Origin of the sequence: Desulfobacter postgatei 2ac9 (genome assembly GCF_000233695.2) — a bacterium.
GTDB classification, from domain to species: Bacteria; Desulfobacterota; Desulfobacteria; order Desulfobacterales; family Desulfobacteraceae; genus Desulfobacter; species Desulfobacter postgatei.
In genome coordinates this window covers 3135635-3155712 of sequence record NZ_CM001488.1, presented here as the reverse complement: position 1 = coordinate 3155712, position 20078 = coordinate 3135635, and the positions used below count along the sequence as shown (strand labels likewise).

The window sequence follows — 20078 nt, the reverse complement described above, 5'->3', positions numbered from 1 at the left end:
AAATTTTGGCTGGGGCGAGAGGATTCGAACCTCTGAATGCAGGGATCAAAACCCTGTGTCTTACCGCTTGACGACGCCCCAAAATTTTTATTAGATCAGCCATCCAAAAGCTTGATCCTGGAAAGAAAAACATATTTCATGTTTTCCGACCGGACCTGCAAGAGCTGTTCGTAGTCCCTTTCGGCCATATTATGATCCGAGTAAAGGGCAAAAAGAGACGAGCCGCTTCCAGACATATACACATTTCTTCGCAGCAGCAACGCCATATCTTTTTTTGCAGTACCGATCTCAGGGTATAAACTGCATGCCGGTCTCTCAAGATCGTTATGCAAAAATTCCCTGCCATCAAGCTCTTTTCCGAATGGCAGCACGTTCGAACTCGGTTTTATAATACATGAAGGGATGAATGTCAATCCAAATTCCAACTTTTTGAAAACATCTCCTGTTGAGGCAGGCACACCCGGATTTACAACAATCACAGACAGGCGTGGCATTTGCGTGCAGGGCAAAAGTTTTTCGCCTACGCCGGAGGCAAAAGCAGGCCCCCCGGAAATAAAAAAAGGAACATCTGCCCCCAGGGTGAGGCCCAAACGCATCAGTTCATCCTTGGAAAACGGGGTTTCGCTATATTCATTCAAGGCCAGCAGCACACATGCGGCATTTGAACTGCCCCCCCCAAGCCCCCCACATACCGGTATCCTTTTTTCAATGTGGATGGTCAGATGGTCAAAAACACAATCCCCCTTTTTGTCAACCATTGCAGCCCTGAAAAGGACTGCGGCCCGGCATGCCAGGTTCGTATCATCTTCTGGGACATCCGGATGGCTACACACCGCCCTGATACCGTTGCCTGACCGTTCAATTCCCAAACGATCGGCCAGTGTCAAAGGGGCCATCAGGGAGAACAGTTCATGGTAACCGTCAGCCCGCCTGCCCGTGACATAAAGAAATAAATTGATCTTAGCAGGAGATAGCCGTACCTGCATCAGGACTTGGCCTCCACATAGGCGATTCGCAGCTCACTGAGCAGGGCTTTAAGCAGGTTTTGCTCATCCCCGTTCAGGTTGCCGGAAGTTTTTTCCTGGAGCATTGCAATCATATCAATAGTGTATTTTGCTATTTCCAGATTTTTTGTTTTTTTTCCGGTGGATGGATCCTCCACTATTCCAAGCTGCACAAGACCGGATGAATACAAAGACAAAATAAAACTTGAAAAATCTATCCTGGGCAGCGCGTTTTTACAGGCGGATTTACCGGTTTGTGCCTCTTTCATTATAAAGCCATCTCCTTGAGCCATTTTTCCTCCTTTGTGTCACAATCTTGTTTATAAATCTCCCAGGGCATACTGAGCGGATTTCAGAGTATTTTTCATGAGCATGGCAATCGTCATAGGGCCGACCCCGCCAGGAACAGGGGTGATCTTGCCCGCTATTTCCTTGGCTGCATCAAAGTCTACGTCACCTTTTAGAATCACTTTTCCTGTAACTTCATTCATGCCCACACGGTTAACGCCGACGTCAATGACAGTGGCGCCCGGCTTGATCCATTCGGGTTTAACAAGGCCAGGCACGCCGGCTGCAACAACAAGGATATCAGCACGTTTGCAATGGGCGGCAAGATCTTTGGTCCTTGTATGAACAATGGTTACGGTGGCATTGGCAGCAACACCTTTTTGGGCCAGCATCATGGCGATGGGTTTGCCGACGATATTGGAACGTCCCACCACAACGACCTCTGCTCCGCATATCTGTGTGCCGGAACGGACAATCATCTCCTGGATACCGGCCGGGGTGCAGGGCAGGAATCTGGCATCATCACCGCCGATCATCAGACGGCCCACATTAACGGGGTGGAATGCATCCACATCCTTATCCGGATTAATGGCATTAATCACCTTTTTTTCATCAATATGCATGGGCAGCGGCAACTGAACCAGAATGCCGTGAATGTCGGGATCATTGTTGTATTTTTCGATCAAAGCCAGCAGATCAGCTTCGCTGATATCTTCGGGCAGATCGTCCTGAATTTCATGAAATCCAACAGACAACGCGGTTTTTATTTTCAATGTGACATAACTGACAGATCCCGGGTCTTTCCCCACAAGAATGGTTGCCAGGCAAGGCACTTTCCCGTGTTTAGCCTTCATTTTTTCAACATCGGCCTTTATTTCAGCCAAAATACTCTTTCTGATCTCAGTTCCGCTAATGATTTTTGCGGTCATGCAGTTTCTCCTGATATGCTCCGACAACCAAAAACATACAACGCTGTTTCCTTTGCCGAATTGGTTAAATCCTGATCTTAAAATATACCCTGAACCTTGCCGGTTTCAACATCAACATCAATACGTTTAAAGGCCGGGTTGGAACAGGTGCCCGGCATCAGAGAGATATCGCCGGCAACAGGAACGATAAAACCTGCCCCCCTGTAAGTCAGGACTTCACGGATGGTAAGTCTCCAATTTTTGGGCACCCCCTTAAGCGCAGCGTTGTCAGACAAAGACAGGTGGGTTTTCACCATACAGACACCCATCTTGGAAACTTCCGGATCGGCCTGGAGCTCAGCTAATTTCCTGTCGGCAACAGGAGAATAATCAACACCGTCGGCACCGTAAACCTCCTTGGCAATAAGTTCGATTCTCTGTTTAAGCGGCATGTCCAGCATGTAGAGGAACTTGAATTGTGTTTTTTCCTCGCATGCGTCCACAACCGCCCGGGCAAATTCAATGGCACCGTCGCCGCCTTTTTCCCAGTGGCGGGAAACCGCCACTCTTGCACCTTCAGCATCGACAAGTTCACACACCTTGGCGATCTCAGCGTCAGTGTCCGTATAGAAAACATTGATGCAAACAACCGGCGATATGCCGGCTTTACGCACGTTGCGGATGTGATGGATGAGATTGACACATCCTTTTTCAACCCATTCAACGTTTTCGATGCCGTATGCTTCGGGCATGGGCTTACCCGGAACAGGCACAGGTGCGCCGCCATGGCACTTTAAAGCACGGATCGTTGCAACGATAACGGCACAATCAGGTGTCAGCCCGGAGTAGCGGCATTTCAGGTTCCAGAACTTTTCAAAACCAATGCCTGCCCCAAAGCCGGATTCGGTCACGTGGTAGTCAGCCAATTTCAAGCCGACTTTGTCGGCGATGATGGAACTCTGGCCAATGGCAATGTTGGCGAACGGCGCTGCATGAACAATAACAGGCTGGCCTTCCAGAGTCTGCATCAAAGAGGGTTTCATGGCGTCAACCATCCAGGCAGTCATTGCTCCGGCAACCTTTAAGTCTTCAGTGGTGACAGGTGCGCCTTTTTTGGTGTATGCCACAACGATTTTACCCATTCTTTCACGCAGATCTTTAAGATCTTTGGCCAGGGAGAGGATGGCCATAACTTCTGAAGAGACCGCAATACCGAATTTGGATTTCATCATAAACCCGTCGAACTTGCCGTTTACGCCGTCAATACCGATAATGATGTTACGCAGGGCCTGACAGCAAAAATCCATGACCCATCCCATTTCAATATTGGTGGGATCAATGTCGATTCGCTTCATGCCCGAGAGGCGCTCCAGTTGCTCGTCATTATAGTTTCTTTCATGCTGTAAACGAGAGGTCAGGGCTACCATGGCCAGGTTGTGGGCGTTCATGATGGCGTTGATGTCGCCGGTAAATCCCAAAGAAAAGGGCGTCAAAGGAATGCACTGGGCCAGACCGCCGCCGGCGGCAGACCCCTTGATGTTCATGGTCGGGCCACCTGAAGGCTGACGGATGGCAGCTGCAACACGTTTTCCGATTTTTCCAAGGCCCTGTACCAAGCCTATGGCAGAAGTGGATTTGCCTTCCCCAAGCGGGGTGGGGGTAATGGCGGTAACATCAATATACTTTCCGTTGGGCTTATCTTTAAGACGGTCAAGTACTTTCATGAAATCGATTTTACCAATGTAATGCCCCTGGGGCAGCAGTTCTTCTTCGGTTAATCCAAGTTTTTCACCGATTTTATAAATGGTAAGCATCTTTTTTTCTGCATCTTCCGCAATTTCCCAATCCGCATGTTTGGTTGGATCTAAGGCCATGACCAACCTCCTTTACTTTTTTTTTATAAGATAGTCTGGGTAAGTTACTCAGATCTTTAAAGCGTTGTTGTGGGCTATGCCTGGCAGTTGATATGTCAGGTCAGCCCATGGCTGTTATTTATTTATTAAGGGCGGCAATTGTGGTGTCAAGCATCCTGTTGGAATACCCCCACTCATTGTCAAACCATGACTGAATTTTCACAAGCCGTGATCCCGACACCCGGGTCTGGGGAAGATCAACAATGGCGGACCTGGGATCATGGTTAAAATCACAGGAGACCAACTGTTCATCATTGACCCCTAGAATCCCTTTTAAATTCGATGCTGCAGCCCGGGTAAGCAGGTCATTGATCTGCTCCGCATCTGTATCCGCCCCCACCACAAGGGTAATGTCCATGATCGAAACATTGGTGGTGGGGACCCGGATAGCCAGGGTTTCAAATTTTTTGTCCAGATGGGGCAAAATCCTGCCAATTCCCTTTGCAAGTGACGTGGTCACCGGAATAATGGACTGCAGGGCAGACCTTGTTTTACGCAAATCCGTATTATATGCGTCAATCACAGGCTGGTCGTTCATGGCGGAATGAATGGTGGTAATGGAGCCGCTGTCAATGCCAAGCACGGCATCAATGACGCTTAAAATGGGAATCAGGCAGTTAGAGGTACAGGAGGCATTGGAAATAACCGCATGTTCAGCTTTCAGACTGTTGTGATTCACCCCGTATATAATTGTGGCATCCATTTCATCTTTGCCGGGATGGGAATAAATAACCTTTCCCGCACCGCACAGGAGATGCTGTTTAGCAGCCGGCCTGTCATTAAAAATACCGGTGCAGTCCAGAACTGCGTCCACCTTCAAGTCTTTCCAGGGCAGATGCCCGATATTTTTTTCCTGGAGCAGACAAATTTCATCGTTTTCAATGGCCATACCCCGGGTGGTTTTCCTCACATCTTTCGGAAACCGTCCATGGGTGGAATCAAACCGGGTCAGATGAAACACCGTATCCGGATGCCAGGCTTCATTAATGGCCACAAGGCAAAGCTGTTCTCTGTATGCTTTGGACTCGTAAAGGGCGCGCACGACGCAACGCCCGATCCGTCCATATCCGTTCACCGCTATCTTATATGCCATTGCCAGACTTCCTGAACCGTTTGGAGTTAATAAAAAAACTCTTTTAATACCAGGGAGATACGGCTTATGTCAAGATAAAGGTACACGTTTGAATACATAGAGGCAATCAGCTGGATTTTTTTCTTATAAGCCAGTCAATGACAGCATCCGGGTCTGGCTGCGCGGATGTTGTCGGCGTGGGGTCACGCTCAGGTTCAGTGTTTCTGTAGCGGGATGCCGGGGGCTCGGCAGGGATAGGTGCAGGTGTTTCAGGTGCCGGTGCTTTATGGGCCGATAGCCGGGGTGAGGGATCCAGAGCCCGGACCATAGAATCGGCCTTGTCAATAATAAAGACCTCTCTGATAAATTTATCCATATCGACGGTCCCGTCGGATTTGGCAGTGGTTTGTTCAGAGGGTCCTGGTGCTACTTGTCTGGGTTCCAGGGGCGGAATCAGGCGTTCGGCCTGAAACGGTTCCAGCCCAGATGCTGCCTCGGACAGATCCCCTTGGGTTTCCGTGGCTGAAGGAGGCGGAACGGTCATGGTCGGCACAAAAACGGAGCTCTTTTGTGTTGCCGGTGTTTTGATTTGGGGATGCTGTATTTGATCCGGAATGGAAAGTATCCGAGAGTAAAAAGTATAGGCAATGACGACCAGAAGAACGGCTGCTGCCAAGGAGGGCAGTGGCCTTGCCGGCCACCGGGACTTTAGGCTGGCCAAAAGCGTTGTAGGTACCGGTGCCGGCGGGGAGACAGGCACCGGTACCTGGGGAAGTTTCAAAATACCCACGGCATCCTGAAAGGTCTGGGCGTCAATGGTTTGCATATCTTTTGAATAGGCGGCGATCATGGCCTGGTCGCAGGCGATGTTGATGCGCCGGGGAATGCCTTTGGTATACCCATGTACTTCCCGGACAGCTTCGGGGGTGAAAATCCTGTGTGTTGCACCGGCCAACTCAAGGCGCCGGTGGATATAGTCCCGGGTCTGTTTTTCTTCCAGGGGAGAAAGCATGGCATGGACATCCACCTGCTTTTCCCATGAAGGACCCAGTTTTTTTTCCATGACTTGGTGGAGTTCCAGTTGACCGGCAAGGATGATAGTAAGGGTATTATCCGGCGCAAATTTAGCCCAGGAGGGGAGCAGGGCCAGGAATCGCTCCGGAATCAGGTGTGCCTCGTCAATAATGATCAGGCATTTTTTTCCAGCCTGGTGGAGGCGGTTTAAAAAAGCCGACAGTACCGGGCCAAATTCTTCACCTTCCCTATAAAGCTCATCAAATCCCAGGGCCCGGGCAATGGAAAGAAACAGATAGTGAAGTTCAATGCTCGGATCTGTGATATGGGCCACTGCGGTCTCTTGGGGCAGGCAATGGCGCAGTTCATGGATCAGGGTGGTCTTGCCCGTACCGATGTCTCCGGTGAGGATCAGCAACCCCTCAGGCCCTTCAATACCGCGTTTGAGAAGGTCTAAAGCCCTGGCGTGGGTGTTGCCCAACCACAGAAAGCTGTTATCCGAACTGAGCTGGAAAGGTTTTTTTTTCAGGTTGAAATGGGTGCAATACATGGTGTGCCTCCCTTGGTCGGTCCCGGTTCAGATAAGCCAGATTCAGAGCATCTCTTTTATGGCATCCAGCAAAGGGTTCTCTTCCATAGGCTGACCCGTTTCTCTGGGATTGCCGCCTCTGCGATGTTTTTTAACGCAGTCATACTGATCCCATCCTTTGAGGGGATAGTCCAGGTCTACGCTTTTCCATTTCGGATGACCGTTTTGTTTGAGCCACTCCAGGTTATCGTAAACAATGTTGGCAAATTGTCCCAGGGAATCGCAACTGTTCCCCCTGAAATCAAAGGAGACCAGAACAGCCTTCACCGCAACGGTGGATACGGATTGGCTCTGCCATGGATAGGTGCCGACCGGAATCTCGGCAACAGGGTAGAATTCGGTAATGCTTTTGTTGCCTATGGGCACGATGTGCAACCCATCCCCGACCGTAACCTGCTCGGAAAAAAGGGCTACGGGAAATCCGGCCACATAGAACATGGCGTCAATGGTGCCGGCCTTGAGCATGGACAAGGCATCATCCGTGCCCACGGCCAGGGTTTGGGCCGGTTTGATACCCGAAATCTCAAAAAGGAGCTTGGCAGTGAGATAGGTGCCCGAACCTTCCTTGTCCACGGCCACCCGCCTGTTTTCCAGGTCATCAAACGACGTAACTTCGGTTTTACCCAGCAGATGGACCTCTTCGTTGTACAAGGGGAAAACCATTTTAGTCTTTCTTGCAATACTCTTTAGGACCTTGTTGGATTGCACCTTGAGCACAAATGCCAGTACATCGGACTGGACAATACCCATCTCGGTCTTGGGGCGCTTGTACACGGCATATACATTTTCCACGGATCCCCGGGAGTTGTATACATGGATGTTATATCCAAATTTTTTGCCTAATTCCTTCAGGTTCAGGCCGAATTGGAAGTACGTACCTTTTGCGCCGCCGGTGATTATTCCCAGCTCCCCTGCAGATGCTGTGCCGTACATGGTTGTACAAATCAGGATAGCCAATACCAGAATGAGTTTGCGAATCATAATGTCCCCCATAAATTGTACCGGCATCGGGGCCAGATAAAAATTATGTCAGACTATGTCCTTGCGTCGGCCGGTATAGCGGGCACGGGCCAATTTGTTTTTTTTTGACTGCAACGTGGCCCACAACGAAAGTGGTAAGTGACACCCCGGGTTTGCCGGTGACTTTTTTATAAAAATAGCGTCGAATACTTTTTCTTTTCGATAATGGTCTACCAAATTGAGGCACAAAGTCAAGGAGCAATATCACATTAACAAGGAATAATTGAATGACTTGATATAATTGACGAAAAATTGTGAAAAAGATGTGTGAATTTTCTAAATAATCCCCTTATCCGCCGGGAAAATGGAGTAAAAAAGTATATCAGGAGAGCTTGCTAAAGTACATTGAATATTTTTATCTTTATGTTTATTTTCAGCGTCATGGGGCGATTATTCCTGTGTTATCTTAGATACCTGCCATACACATGTATTTGATTTCCAGGTAGTCGTCCAGCCCATATTTCGAACCTTCCCGGCCGTTACCCGACTCTTTGACACCACCAAAGGGGGCGACCGGATTGGAGATAATACCGGAGTTGATACCCACCAGGCCATATTCCAGTTTTTCGCCGATACGCCAGGTTCTGCCCAGATCTTTGGTGTAAAAATAGGCGGCCAGTCCAAATTCCGTATCATTGGCTTTGCGCAGCACCTCTTCTTCCGTATCAAACTTGAAAACCGGGGCCAGGGGACCGAAGGTCTCCTCTTTGGCCACGCGCATATCATCGGTGGCATCCGCAACAACGGTGGGGGCAAAAAAGCTGCCTCCCAAAGCGTGGCGTGTACCGCCGGTCAGAATTTTACCGCCCTTGCTTGCGGCATCTTTGATATGGCTTTCCACGATTTCCACGGCACTCATATCAATAAGCGGCCCCTGCTGAACCCCGTCATCAAATCCATTGCCCACCTTAAGGTCCGCCACGGCCGTTGTCAGCTTCCGGCAAAATTCATCATACACCCCGGCCTGGACATATATCCGGTTGGTGCATACACATGTCTGGCCTGAGTTGCGGAATTTGGAGGCCATGGCGCCTTCCACAGCCGCATCAATATCAGCATCGTCAAACACGATAAACGGGGCGTTCCCGCCCAGCTCCATGGAAATTCGCTTCATGGTACCGGCGCAGTCCCGCATCAGTTTTTTACCCACCTGGGTGGAACCGGTGAAAGTCAGTTTGCGGACTTTTGCGTTGCCCGTAAGTTCCCCGCCAATGGCGGAAGATGAGCCGGTCACCACATTGAACACGCCCTTGGGGAGACCTGCCTGTTGGCCAAGTTTTGCAATGGCCAGTGCGGAAAAAGGGGTAGCGGTTGCCGGCTTCACCACCATGGTGCAACCGGCGGCCAGGGCTGCGCCAGCCTTTCTGGTGATCATGGCACTGGGGAAATTCCACGGGGTAATGGCAGCCACCACCCCCACAGGCTGTTTGATCACCACCAGGCGTTGTGAAGCCACGGTCTGGGGAATTACATCCCCGTATACCCGTTTGGCCTCTTCGGCAAACCATTCAAAAAAACCAGCGGCATAGGAAATTTCTCCCCGGGATTCCACCAGGGGCTTGCCCTGTTCAGCGGTCATGATCACGGCTAAATCCTCCTGGTTTTTCATCAGCAGATCGTGCCATTTTCGCAAGATGGCCGAGCGTTCTCCGGCTGTTTTGGACCGCCAGGCATCCAAACTTTCATTGGCCGCATTAATAGCCCGTTGTGTTTCATCTGCACCGCAAAAAGGAACCGTACCAAGAACCTGACCTGTGGCGGGATTGATGACGTCAACGGTTTTGCCGCTGTCCGCGTCTACCCACTCATCCTGAATAAAACACTGCCGGCAAAGCAGATCTAACTTCTTTAATTTTAACATATTCTTGAGTTTTCAATTTTTTTATGTTGATAATTTGAAAAACTTCAATTTTCCATTTGTCAAGCCGCAGCTCTTAGTTCACTATCGTCCAAATTAACCAACTCATAACGCTTCTTCCTTTTTCTGGCCTTGGTCATATTTTAGGCCATCCGAATTTTTGGTAGGTTGGGTTGATGTTATGACCAAGCCCCTTTTTCTGTTCATACGCTTTTTTTCAACCCAAAGCCAGCGTTCCACAAAATGCTTATCAGTCTGAAACCTTGTTCGTTCCTTATATTTTGACGTACTATATTTTAATACGCAATGTATTTTTTTAAAAGGTACATTAGTGAATTATAATGTTGTTTTTCTTATCAATTTAATTTTATTATTGACATAAAAAGAATGATATGGTTCTTATAACTCTATGTCTGAAGACTTAAAATTCATTGGAAATAATATCCGTTCTTTTCGTCAGTCACGCAACTGGACCCTGGCACAACTGGCGTCAAAAATCGGGATTCAGGAAGGACCGCTGGGCCGCATTGAGCGGGGCGGGAACCTGCCGTCGGCCACGGTTATCCATAATCTGGCCCAGGCACTGAATATTCCTATCGACGCCCTGTTTGCCCCGGACCCCTCCCGGGCCAGGGCTGCAGCCGCAGAAACAGATACCGCCCATGTGACCATTGAAGCTGACGCATCAGTACCCCCAAAGGCATTACTGTCTGTCTGCAGAAAACTGATGTCAGCCTTCCATACCCTTGAAGAGATCCTCGGTGTCCAGAAACATGCCCTGCTGCCGTTATCCATTCCCTTTAAACCGGACTATGCCGGTATGGAACAGCTTGCGGCCCAGGTCAGAACCACCATGGGCACGGGAGATGCCGTGGTATTCGATTATCTTGAACTCTTTGAAAATTTCGGTTTACGGGTGCTTTTATTTCCTTTCATGAAACCTGCAAATAATTTTGACGGACTCTCTTTCTTTGAACCCGTACACCAGAACGCCTTTTTTTTCATCAACTCCCGAAAGAATCCGGAAAAACAACTTTTTTGTCTTGTCACGGAACTGGGCAAAATTCTGATCTTCAATCAAATGAAAATTCGAAAAGAAACACTTTTTCCAGATACAGGGCCGACATCCGAATCCCGGCCCATAAATCCCATACGGGCTGCCAGACATTTTGCCGCCACCTTTCTCATGCCTGACACCGCAGTACGAAGCACCGTGGGCCAACTGGGCATCACCCCTGACACCTGGACCTGGGATCTTATCCTGCGCATCAAACACAGGTTCGGCATCTCCACCGAAGCCTTTATATACCGGCTTCTGGAACTTGACCTGATCACGGAAGACGCAAGCAGCACCTACATACAGAAAATAAAAACCCACTACCAACAAACCGGTTTTGGCGAACCTGATGCTTCCCGCCGGATACTGAACGCCCAATGCCGTTGACTTAAGAATTTCTGTTTGCAACTCAATGGTAACATGTTAATATATAAGTCAATTTTATTAAAAATACATCAATAAAAAAAAGGAGTAAGAATGAAAAATTTTTATCAAAAAAATAATAATGTTGGCACGAATCCTGCTATGCGACAATCGTGCCAAAACTTATTGATGATATAAATAAATTGATCAGTTCTCCTGATTTCCAGGCTCGAAATAAAAACTCCTCAACTGATTTTACTCGGAATAGATCACTGGACTTTGAAACAACGATATCCTTTTTCTTGAATCTGAATAAAGGTTCTTATGAAACCGAACTCAAACAATTCTTTAAAACTAAAAACAATCAAGACGTATCCATGCCTGAAGTGACAAAAAGTGCTGTCTCAAAGGCCAGAAAAAAATTGAATCCGGCAGCTTTCATCGAACTTAATGACGAGTTGATTAATGGTTACGAAAAGTATAGCGACCTTCAAACCTGGAACGGATTCCGTCTATTGGCAGTTGATGGATCAACCGCTACTGTCCCCGATGAAATCGAGGTTAAAGAGCATTTTGGTGCTTGGAATGTTAAAGATGGACAACCGTGCCCTAAAGCTCGTGTGTCCCAATTGTTCGATGTGCAAAATCGTATCACTCTTGATGCACTTATCCGGCCTAAAAGTGAAGGCGAACGCGACCTTGCTGCGCAACATTTCACAAAATTGATGCCATCCGACCTGGTATTGTTGGATCGTGGATACCCTGCGGCATGGCTGTTCATGCTTATCGTCTCTCTTGGCGCCCAATTTTGCGCTCGTGTCACAATTTCCCAGTGGAATGTCATCAAGAAGTTCTATAATTCCGGCAAAATGGAAAAAATTATTCGTTTGCCCATTTCTTACGTTTCCAAACAAAAATGTAATGAAATCGGACTCGACATATCCCCTATCAAAGTCCGCTTAATTCGAGTTGAACTGACATCTGGCGAGACGGAGATTCTGATAACATCGTTACTCGATAGAAAAATTTTTTCTTATGATTTGTTTGCCGACCTTTACTTTGAACGCTGGGCCATTGAGGAAGATTACAAAATTATGAAATGCAGGGTTCAGATAGAGAATTTTTCAGGCAAAACTGTCCATTCCGTCTACCAAGATTTTCATGCCAAAGTATTTTCAAAAAATTTGACGATGATGATTGTCACTTCGACACATCCTGAGTTAAAAAAAAGGACGGAAAACAGAAAATACGAATACGACATCAATTTTACACAGGCGCTTTCCGGAATGAAAAATCATATTGTTTTATTGTTGTGTCGTCCATATGCAAAAATCTGTGATATTGTAACAAAATTACAGGCTCTTATGCTTACATGTATAGAATCCATAAGACCTGGCAGAACATATGAACGTAATTTCAATAAAAAGAATAAAAAATTCCATTTGGAATACAGGCAACCAGCTTGATACTTTGAGGTGTCTTAAGTCAACGGCATTGACTGAACGCCAACGGGCGGTTTTTTGATCTTTTGCTGACCGCAGGCAGGATCAAATCTGCCCAAAAGGAGATAAAAGAGATTAAAACAGTAGTAGAGAAACTGAACTTATGCGAGTAGCGGTAGAAAAAGCTAAGGTTATACATTTTACAACCGTTAAGGTAAGCTTGTTCTTTACCAAAACTGTACCCAAACATTATGAATAGCAGCATTAAATTTTAAAATGGAAATTTAAAAATACGTCTTAGATAAAATATGATTTTTCCTATTTCAAAAAAAACAAAGGGAGAACTCACTGCCATCCCTTACACGAAATGCTACGCAAAAACTGATAAAAACGGAAAACCTGGCATTTGTGTTGAATCTCATCTTCGCCATACCGCTGAGGTATGCCGGATTCTGCGACAGCAGCTTACTGAAAATTTGACACTACTTGGGGATCTGGCCATACCATCTGCATCAGTTCACGATATTGGAAAGGTTTCTCCCGGTTTTCAACTAAAATACTTTCGTGACGCAATTATTAAACAAATTTCAGAATATAGAGACAAGCCTGCCGGGCACTTTCTAACAGACCACGCCCATATTGGGGCATGTGCACTCTGGGCACATGTAAATAAAGAGGACCCCTTTCAATGTCCAACTGTAGCTCAAATTGCAGCGATGCACCACGGCAGTGTTCGCACGGAACCTTTGCCTAAAGATTCCGGCGAGCTTTTAGGCGGTGCAGCCTGGAGCGAAGAACGAAAGAATCTGATAAAAATAATGGAAACTGAATACGGGAGATTGACTTTCCATGTACCTTCTATAGTACAAAGGGATTTCATATCCGGCATGGTGACAATTTCAGACTGGATAGGATCAGATGAATCTTTTTTCCCTCCGGCAGGGTTACCTCCAGAAGTAAATATTAATACTGCTGCCCAAATGGCTGTTTCTGCCTGCGGGCTTATCAAACCGGCCATAATTCCAGGATTGTCATTTGAAGAAGTTTTCGAATTTTCACCATATGATATCCAGAAACAATTTGGTGCCAGTATTATGAATTATGGTAAACCGGGTGTATTCGTTCTGGAAGCACCCATGGGAATGGGAAAAACAGAAGCAGCCCTTTATGCTGCATATCTTCTTATGGCCAGCGGGAAAAACAGCGGATTTTTCTTCGGGCTACCTACCCGGCTTACCAGCGATCGAATTCATGAACGCCTTGATCCGTTTCTCAAAAAAATTTGTGAGAACAAAACTGGTGCGAGGTTATCCCACGGCACAGCCTGGCTCAAGGCATTCTGGCATTCGTCTTTTGAAAAAGGAGGGGAGGACTTCAAACCAGGCAATTCATGGTTTAACCCAAGAAAACGTGCCCTTTTGCATCCTTTTGTCGTGGGAACCGTAGATCAGGCATTAATGAGTGTTCTTCGGGTCAAACATCATTTTGTCCGTACCTTTGGGCTTGCTGGAAAAGTTGTTATCCTTGATGAAATACACAGTTACGACGGTTATACCGGTACCCTAATAGAAACAATGGCATCCCAATTGACCCAGATCGGCTGCTCTGTAATCATTCTTTCGGCAACCTTGACCAAAAAACGGCTCTCGGCATTTTTCAAAGAGAGCCAACCAGTCAAAGAGAGGGAGAATATTATCTCTCAAGCCCTTGATGAATCTTTCAACTCAATTGATTCGGTCCCTTATCCATTGATCAGCGGGCCGGAATATGCCTTGGCATCACCACCGCCCAAGGGTCAAGAATACAAAATTCATCTTGAGGAGATGTCATATTTCAAAATAGCAAAACATGCTATTGATAAGGCAATTCAAAGCCAATGCGTTCTTTGCATCGCCAACACTGTTGCAACAGCACAGACTTGGTTTGACGCCATATCTGCTGAAATGCCGGATGATGCGTTTCCCATTGGGCTCCTCCACTCTAAATTTCCCGGATTTCAGCGGGCTGCCATTGAAGATTTATGGATGATACGGCTTGGAAAACACAAAAAAGACGAGCATGAAAATCTGCGCCCCAATGGGTGTATTCTGGTCGCCACCCAAGTAGTTGAACAAAGTGTTGATATAGATGCGGACTATCTTATTACCGAACTTGCTCCTACCGACATGCTGCTTCAACGCATGGGGCGCCAGTTCCGGCATGACAGAAAGAACCGGCCCTGCACAATACCCGAAACACTTATTCTATGCGGGAATCCAGATCAGTCTGATAACCTGGATGGGGTTTTAGACGCGTTTGGCCGGAGCAACTGCCATGTTTATGCGCCCTGGGTCTTGTGGCGGACACGGGATGTATGGAAAAAACACCATACGGTAAACATTCCAGATGATATTCGGACACTTCTGGAAGCCACCTATGAAGAATTATCCAAGCAATTTTCAAAAAAAGCCCAACTGATGGATGACCTACATTCAAAATTTGTTCAACATAAAAATGCATTGGCAGATAAGGCAATGGGCAACCTTTCCACGGCAACAGCCATGCCCGTGGGAGAAGATCATGAGACATGCGCCACACGGTACAGTGATCTTCCAACCACACAAGTGCTCTTGGTTCAGGACATCAACAGCACTGGAAATGAAGCACAATTGACTCTGCTTAGCGAGGAGCGTGTCATGGTCAATGCAGTCCGACCCGATCCGGCAGTAACTGCACAACTTCATTTAAATCTTATTTCAATTCCTTCCTGGCTTTTGCAGCGTTATGGTTCCCTTGAAACACCATCATTTTTGAAAAAACATTTTTTTGAAACAACGCCAATTCTGCTATGGAATGAAAGTAGTGCGGAGATAACATTGAACGGCCAATTGACCGACTTTCAGTACACGAACTTAAAAGGACTTTTCAGGACATCGGTTCCGGAACCGCCAGGTTCAAATTCTGCCTATCAAGAGGATGATTCTGAAGACATCACGGTATATTTAACTGATTTTGAATCAATGGATCCCTTCGACAAATCTAAATTTGACTGGTAATCCGTTGTTATAGAAAGGAGAATCACCCATGAACCTGACAGACACACCATGGATACCCATCATAAGAGATAACGGCTCCCGGGAAAAGGTCAGCCTGATCGCATTGTTTAAGGAAGGAGAGACCATTCGGGATCTTGCTGTTAATCCGCCCCAGCGCATTGCCCTAATGCGCTTTCTGATCTGCATTACCCAGGCGGCGCTTGACGGACCGCAGGATGAGAAAGCCTGGTTTCACGCTAAAAAGGACCTTGTAAATAATGTAATTGTTTATCTTGAAACATGGGCACATGCTTTTGATCTTTATGGCGAAACGCCTTTTATGCAAGCAAAAGATCTTGATCCTCTTGATAATGCGGTACTGGACAAACTCAATTTTGACCTTTCCGCAGGAAATAATTCCGTACTGTTCGATCATGAAGCATCGCCATCTGGTAGAATTCATTCCCCTGAGTGGTGTGCATTAATGCTTTTAACCTTTCAATGTTTCTCACCGGGAGGTCTGATTGGAACAACACAATGGGGCAAAGACAAAACAACCAAAACCAGTGAGCATGCGCCTGCTATAGAAGGCTCTATGCTCCATACCTATATCCGTGGTGAAAATTTACAGGTAACGATATGGATGAACCTTCTCACGAAAGAAATGTTAGCTGAATTCCCTGGAATGACCTTTGGAAGGCCCATTTGGGAGGACGACGATGTCTTTAAAGGAAATCCGGAAGCCGCCAGAATGTCAACACAGTCCTATTTAGGCCGCCTGGTTCCTTTATCCAGAGCTGTCTTTTTAGACCAAAACCAAAAAACATTTACCCTTGCAAACGGCCTTTCCTATCCCAAATTACCGGTTCAGCGGGAGCCTTGTGCCACGGTGGTCAGGCGGGGAAAGGAAAAAAACGAAAAAGATATGTATATTTCTGTTAACCTGGCACGACATCCATGGAGGGAACTGTCGTCAGTACTTTCATTGAGCAAAACTGCCATTGCCGGCGGCGCTGTCTGCTTGCGGCACCTCAAATATATCAAATCCGACCGCGTGGACATCTGGACCGGCGGCATGGCCGCAGACAAAGGCAAAATACTGGATGTGGCAGGGTGGAATTTCTCACTTCCTATTGAGATGCTTAATACAACAGAGCTTTTAATCTATGAAAAGGGGGTGGAACTGGCAAGAAAGGGAGAATATTTACTACGGGAAGCTGTTAAAACCTGGCATAAAGAGATGGCAGTTGATTCAAAAAGCATTTCCTATGACAAGGCCTTGATGAACTACTGGGCCTTATTGGATGAGCAATATCTTATCTTGATCCGCTGTATCGGTAATTCGGAACCATTGGGACAAGCTTGGTTTTCCGTTATCTGCCGCGCTATGAATATCGCATACATCAACAATTGCCCCCATACAACACCGCGTCAAATTCAAGCCTTTGCCATAGCCGCTCAAAAGCTTCGACTCAAAAAACCGGATCACTGATTTCTTGTAAGGGAAAATGACGAAAGGAGAATAACACGATGACAAGAATGAGCCAACGCCCTATCCAGGGCTTTCTCAAATGGGCCAAAGTCAGGATTGAAGCAAAAGACCGAGGTTGCCTTGCGGATCTTCGCAGGGGATTCAGTCCGGGTACAGAACATCGATGCTGGCCCCACATAGCCATTTATTGCGATCTGTCAAAAAAAAGGGAACGCATTATCTGGCAAACTATTGCTGCAGGTTTTGCAACCATAGAACAGACAGCAAACTCCGGTAATCTGGGCGCAACCATGCGACGCCTTGCCATTGATGGTGCATCTGGTTCCCCAGAGGATGCGTTGAAATCCTTTGATGCAAGGTTTCGGCGTTTGCTCACCTGTGACAGTGCCGTGGAAGTCTGCGAACGGCTTGCCAGCATTATCAAAGCAGCTAAAAGCAAGAACATTATTCCCATAGATTTTGAGGTTCTTTATGAAGATCTCTTTTATTGGGGAGAAAGGGTAAAGCTCTCATGGGCGGCCTCCTACTGGGGCGGACAAAAGGATGAGGCTGATGAAACCGGTCAGACAATCACCCTGCAGGAGTCCTTACTTTCTTTTAACGAACATGGAGTCCTTACAAAATGACCTTTTTGTCACAGGTTTTTATCAATAAAACTGAAGCCGCACGAAGACGGATAAGCGACTCTTATGCTTGGCACCAGGTTATCTGGAAAAATTTTATGAATTGTGATGGAAAGCCCCGCTCCTTTTTATTCCGCATTGATGATGCCGGGGTCCGGTTCAGACTTTTGGTGCTTTCAGACACCAAGCCTTCGAGTGATGATTTTGGCAATTGGCAAATCAAAACCGTTTCCCCTAATTTTTTAGACCACCAATGCTACCGTTTTCAAATCAAGACAAACCCCACAATGCGAAGAGCGTCAGACCGCAGACGCATCGGTATTTATTCGGAAGACAGACTGAGGGAGTGGATAGAAAAAAAAGCCAAACAAAATGGATTTAAAATTGAACCTCACTCTTTGAGTATCGGGTCTCCCATGGATGAAATATTTGTCCGGAACCGGACCCGTGGCAAGCATGTCAGTGTAGATTTCCAGGGTGCTTTAAACGTCTTCGATCCGCAAGCATTTCGCACTGCTTTTGAAAAAGGAATTGGTTCAGCCAAATCTTTCGGCTACGGAATGCTGATGCTCCAACTCGCGAAACGTCCATCTTAAATGGCTTAACCTGAATTATTTATATTTTTAATGAATCATAGGAGATATAAAATTATGAATCTAATTGAACTTCATATTCTTCAGTCTTTTCCGGTTTCCTGTCTTAACAGGGATGATGTGGGCGCACCGAAAACGGCTTATTTTGGCGGCTGCCAGCGGGCCAGAGTTTCCAGCCAGGCTTGGAAGCGCCCTATAAGAGCCATGGCAAAAGAATCCTCCCCGGGTTTATTTGCCGGCCAGAGAACCCGCTTTGTCGTTCGATCCCTGGAGCAGATCTACCTGAAAAAGGACCTTGAACCACAGAAAGCCAAAACGCTTGCTATTTTAACCGCAGATTCCATGGGAAAACTGGATGATCCTGAAAAAGGAAATGTTAAGACTTTGCTCTACTTTTCTCCCCAGGAACTCGAAAGCGTTACATCAGAGGTATTGGACAAGGATTATGCGCCTCTGCTCCAAGCCGTAATAGATGATAACAGAACTAAAAAAGATAAGAGCAACGCTGAAAAAAATTTAAAGGTTATCACGGACAAAGCATCCAAGCAACTTAAAGCAAAAGTAAAAGACAATGCAGATATTGCCGTTTTTGGTCGTATGGTGGCAGATGATCACTCTTTAATGGTTGAAGGAGCTGGTTTATTCAGCCATGCCCTTTCTACCCATTCCGTTGCCAACGAAATCGATTTTTTCAGTGCTGTGGATGATAACAATACAGCGGATGATGAAGGTGCAGGACACCTTGGTACTATTGAATTCAATTCAGCCTGCTATTACCGTTATGTTGGCTTGAACATTGACATGCTCAAGGATGAACATCACCTCGACCATTATGAAGACGACGAGTTTAATCAGGTTGTAAAAACATTTTTAAAAGCGGCTATCCTAGCAGTACCTTCTGCCAGGAAAAATTCCATGTTTGCCTTTAATCCACCGGCCTATGTCCTTGGACTGAAACGAAATGGTCAGCCACTATCACTTGTCAACGCATTTGAAAAACCGGTTAGAAAATCGAGGGACGGATATATAGAGGAGAGTATTGACAGAATGAATAGTCACTGGGAGAACCTGGCAGAGACATATTGCCTAAGAAAACAAGAAGATGTCAAGGTAGTCATTCCCGAAAAAAATATTGACGATTTTATAATGGTTCTGATGAACAAGGTGTCTTCCAATGGATGAAACCCAAAGTTATCTTGGACTTTACCTGGATGCGCCTATGCAGAGTTGGGGATACCAGAGTAAGTTTGACAGGCGTACAAGCTTTGCATTTCCCACCAAAAGCGGAATCATTGGAATGATTTGCGCAGCCATGGGAATTGACAGAAGCAATCCTGATATATTGCAGGATCTTTCAAATCTTAAAATGACCATGCTCACATTTCAAAGCAATGGCAGGTTGACTGACTTTCACACGGTTGGCGGCGGCTGGGACAAAAAATCAAATCCTGCACATATTGTCAAAACGGCCCAGGGCAGTGTTGGAAATACAGTTATCACAAGGCGGGAATACCTTCTGCAATCCAGATTTGGTGTGCTTATCATGGGAGAGCTGTTATTTCTAGAAAAAATAGCGGGCGCCTTGTATGATCCTAAATGGGGTATATGGTTAGGTCGAAAATCGTGTATCCCGGCAACACCAATATGTCAGGGTATTTTTTCTGACAGCCAGACGGCAATAGGACATTTAGAAAACATAGCAGGAAATCCCGTTCTGCGAACCATGGAAGAAGCGGGCACTTTTGCGGAAGGGAGTGATACTCTTAATGACGTTCCGGTTCATTTTGGAAAGCGCCGCTATGCACCGCGACGGATCAAAATATAAAGG

Annotated in this window: 16 protein-coding genes and 1 tRNA gene; 8 read left to right on the top strand and 9 right to left on the bottom strand. The window is 46.6% G+C overall.

The window, feature by feature from the left end:
- Window positions 1-6: 6 nt before the first annotated feature.
- From DESPODRAFT_RS14550 to DESPODRAFT_RS14510, 9 genes are all read right to left on the bottom strand, one after another.
- Window positions 7-81 (bottom strand) — tRNA-Gln (locus tag DESPODRAFT_RS14550).
- Between the two features lie 14 nt (window positions 82-95).
- Window positions 96-986, bottom strand: a complete 891-nt coding sequence (gene ispE / locus DESPODRAFT_RS14545; RefSeq protein WP_004074416.1) for a 4-(cytidine 5'-diphospho)-2-C-methyl-D-erythritol kinase — start codon at window positions 984-986, stop codon at window positions 96-98.
- A complete protein-coding gene (locus tag DESPODRAFT_RS14540) occupies window positions 986-1273 on the bottom strand; it encodes a DUF1844 domain-containing protein (protein WP_052314706.1) in 288 nt (95 codons plus the stop codon). Before DESPODRAFT_RS14540 ends, ispE begins: the two co-directional genes overlap by 1 nt.
- A 51-nt stretch (window positions 1274-1324) precedes the next feature.
- Window positions 1325-2221 carry a bifunctional methylenetetrahydrofolate dehydrogenase/methenyltetrahydrofolate cyclohydrolase FolD gene (gene folD / locus DESPODRAFT_RS14535; RefSeq protein ID WP_004074414.1) on the bottom strand — a complete coding sequence of 299 codons (897 nt, stop codon included), beginning with the start codon at window positions 2219-2221 and terminating at the stop codon, window positions 1325-1327.
- A gap of 77 nt (window positions 2222-2298) precedes the next feature.
- Window positions 2299-4074 (bottom strand): formate--tetrahydrofolate ligase, encoded by a 1776-nt coding sequence (locus DESPODRAFT_RS14530; RefSeq protein ID WP_004074413.1) that lies wholly within the window; start codon window positions 4072-4074, stop codon window positions 2299-2301.
- A gap of 118 nt (window positions 4075-4192) precedes the next feature.
- The gene (locus tag DESPODRAFT_RS14525; RefSeq protein ID WP_004074412.1) at window positions 4193-5206 is read right to left on the bottom strand and encodes a type I glyceraldehyde-3-phosphate dehydrogenase; all 1014 of its coding nucleotides are present in this window, start codon (window positions 5204-5206) and stop codon (window positions 4193-4195) included.
- Between the two features lie 106 nt (window positions 5207-5312).
- The gene (locus DESPODRAFT_RS14520) at window positions 5313-6749 is read right to left on the bottom strand and encodes an ExeA family protein (RefSeq protein WP_004074410.1); all 1437 of its coding nucleotides are present in this window, start codon (window positions 6747-6749) and stop codon (window positions 5313-5315) included.
- Between the two features lie 42 nt (window positions 6750-6791).
- Window positions 6792-7769, bottom strand: a complete 978-nt coding sequence (locus tag DESPODRAFT_RS14515; RefSeq protein ID WP_004074408.1) for a TAXI family TRAP transporter solute-binding subunit — start codon at window positions 7767-7769, stop codon at window positions 6792-6794.
- Window positions 7770-8214: 445 nt separating this feature from the next.
- Window positions 8215-9669, bottom strand: a complete 1455-nt coding sequence (locus DESPODRAFT_RS14510) for an NAD-dependent succinate-semialdehyde dehydrogenase (protein ID WP_004074405.1) — start codon at window positions 9667-9669, stop codon at window positions 8215-8217.
- A gap of 406 nt (window positions 9670-10075) precedes the next feature.
- Between DESPODRAFT_RS14510 and DESPODRAFT_RS14505 the strand changes: the two genes are divergently transcribed.
- The 8 genes from DESPODRAFT_RS14505 to cas5e all read left to right on the top strand — a co-directional run bounded on the left by DESPODRAFT_RS14505 (window position 10076) and on the right by cas5e (window position 20075).
- Window positions 10076-11110 (top strand): helix-turn-helix domain-containing protein, encoded by a 1035-nt coding sequence (locus DESPODRAFT_RS14505; RefSeq protein WP_004074404.1) that lies wholly within the window; start codon window positions 10076-10078, stop codon window positions 11108-11110.
- 149 nt (window positions 11111-11259) lie between these two features.
- A complete protein-coding gene (locus DESPODRAFT_RS14500; RefSeq protein ID WP_004074403.1) occupies window positions 11260-12552 on the top strand; it encodes an IS4 family transposase in 1293 nt (430 codons plus the stop codon).
- Between the two features lie 284 nt (window positions 12553-12836).
- Window positions 12837-15563 carry a CRISPR-associated helicase/endonuclease Cas3 gene (locus tag DESPODRAFT_RS14495; protein ID WP_004074402.1) on the top strand — a complete coding sequence of 909 codons (2727 nt, stop codon included), beginning with the start codon at window positions 12837-12839 and terminating at the stop codon, window positions 15561-15563.
- A gap of 28 nt (window positions 15564-15591) precedes the next feature.
- Window positions 15592-17034 carry a type I-E CRISPR-associated protein Cse1/CasA gene (gene casA, locus DESPODRAFT_RS14490; RefSeq protein ID WP_004074401.1) on the top strand — a complete coding sequence of 481 codons (1443 nt, stop codon included), beginning with the start codon at window positions 15592-15594 and terminating at the stop codon, window positions 17032-17034.
- A gap of 38 nt (window positions 17035-17072) precedes the next feature.
- A complete protein-coding gene (gene casB / locus DESPODRAFT_RS14485; RefSeq protein ID WP_004074400.1) occupies window positions 17073-17660 on the top strand; it encodes a type I-E CRISPR-associated protein Cse2/CasB in 588 nt (195 codons plus the stop codon).
- Complete coding sequence (gene cas6e, locus DESPODRAFT_RS14480; RefSeq protein ID WP_004074398.1) at window positions 17657-18253, top strand: type I-E CRISPR-associated protein Cas6/Cse3/CasE; 597 nt, start codon at window positions 17657-17659, stop codon at window positions 18251-18253. The genes casB and cas6e overlap by 4 nt, the downstream gene beginning before the upstream one ends.
- A 54-nt stretch (window positions 18254-18307) precedes the next feature.
- The gene (gene cas7e, locus DESPODRAFT_RS14475) at window positions 18308-19432 is read left to right on the top strand and encodes a type I-E CRISPR-associated protein Cas7/Cse4/CasC (RefSeq protein ID WP_004074396.1); all 1125 of its coding nucleotides are present in this window, start codon (window positions 18308-18310) and stop codon (window positions 19430-19432) included.
- Entirely contained in the window at window positions 19425-20075 is a 651-nt protein-coding gene (gene cas5e, locus DESPODRAFT_RS14470) for a type I-E CRISPR-associated protein Cas5/CasD (RefSeq protein ID WP_004074394.1), read from the top strand. Before cas7e ends, cas5e begins: the two co-directional genes overlap by 8 nt.
- Window positions 20076-20078 lie beyond the last annotated feature (3 nt).

Coding starts and splice junctions, on each gene's coding strand:
- ispE (WP_004074416.1), bottom strand. CDS start 986: ATGCAGGTACGGCTATCTCCTGCTAAGATCAATTTATTTCTTTATGTC.
- DESPODRAFT_RS14540 (WP_052314706.1), bottom strand. CDS start 1,273: ATGAAAGAGGCACAAACCGGTAAATCCGCCTGTAAAAACGCGCTGCCC.
- folD (WP_004074414.1), bottom strand. CDS start 2,221: ATGACCGCAAAAATCATTAGCGGAACTGAGATCAGAAAGAGTATTTTG.
- DESPODRAFT_RS14530 (WP_004074413.1), bottom strand. CDS start 4,074: ATGGCCTTAGATCCAACCAAACATGCGGATTGGGAAATTGCGGAAGAT.
- DESPODRAFT_RS14525 (WP_004074412.1), bottom strand. CDS start 5,206: ATGGCATATAAGATAGCGGTGAACGGATATGGACGGATCGGGCGTTGC.
- DESPODRAFT_RS14520 (WP_004074410.1), bottom strand. CDS start 6,749: ATGTATTGCACCCATTTCAACCTGAAAAAAAAACCTTTCCAGCTCAGT.
- DESPODRAFT_RS14515 (WP_004074408.1), bottom strand. CDS start 7,769: ATGATTCGCAAACTCATTCTGGTATTGGCTATCCTGATTTGTACAACC.
- DESPODRAFT_RS14510 (WP_004074405.1), bottom strand. CDS start 9,669: ATGTTAAAATTAAAGAAGTTAGATCTGCTTTGCCGGCAGTGTTTTATT.
- DESPODRAFT_RS14505 (WP_004074404.1), top strand. CDS start 10,076: ATGTCTGAAGACTTAAAATTCATTGGAAATAATATCCGTTCTTTTCGT.
- DESPODRAFT_RS14495 (WP_004074402.1), top strand. CDS start 12,837: ATGATTTTTCCTATTTCAAAAAAAACAAAGGGAGAACTCACTGCCATC.
- casA (WP_004074401.1), top strand. CDS start 15,592: ATGAACCTGACAGACACACCATGGATACCCATCATAAGAGATAACGGC.
- casB (WP_004074400.1), top strand. CDS start 17,073: ATGACAAGAATGAGCCAACGCCCTATCCAGGGCTTTCTCAAATGGGCC.
- cas6e (WP_004074398.1), top strand. CDS start 17,657: ATGACCTTTTTGTCACAGGTTTTTATCAATAAAACTGAAGCCGCACGA.
- cas7e (WP_004074396.1), top strand. CDS start 18,308: ATGAATCTAATTGAACTTCATATTCTTCAGTCTTTTCCGGTTTCCTGT.
- cas5e (WP_004074394.1), top strand. CDS start 19,425: ATGGATGAAACCCAAAGTTATCTTGGACTTTACCTGGATGCGCCTATG.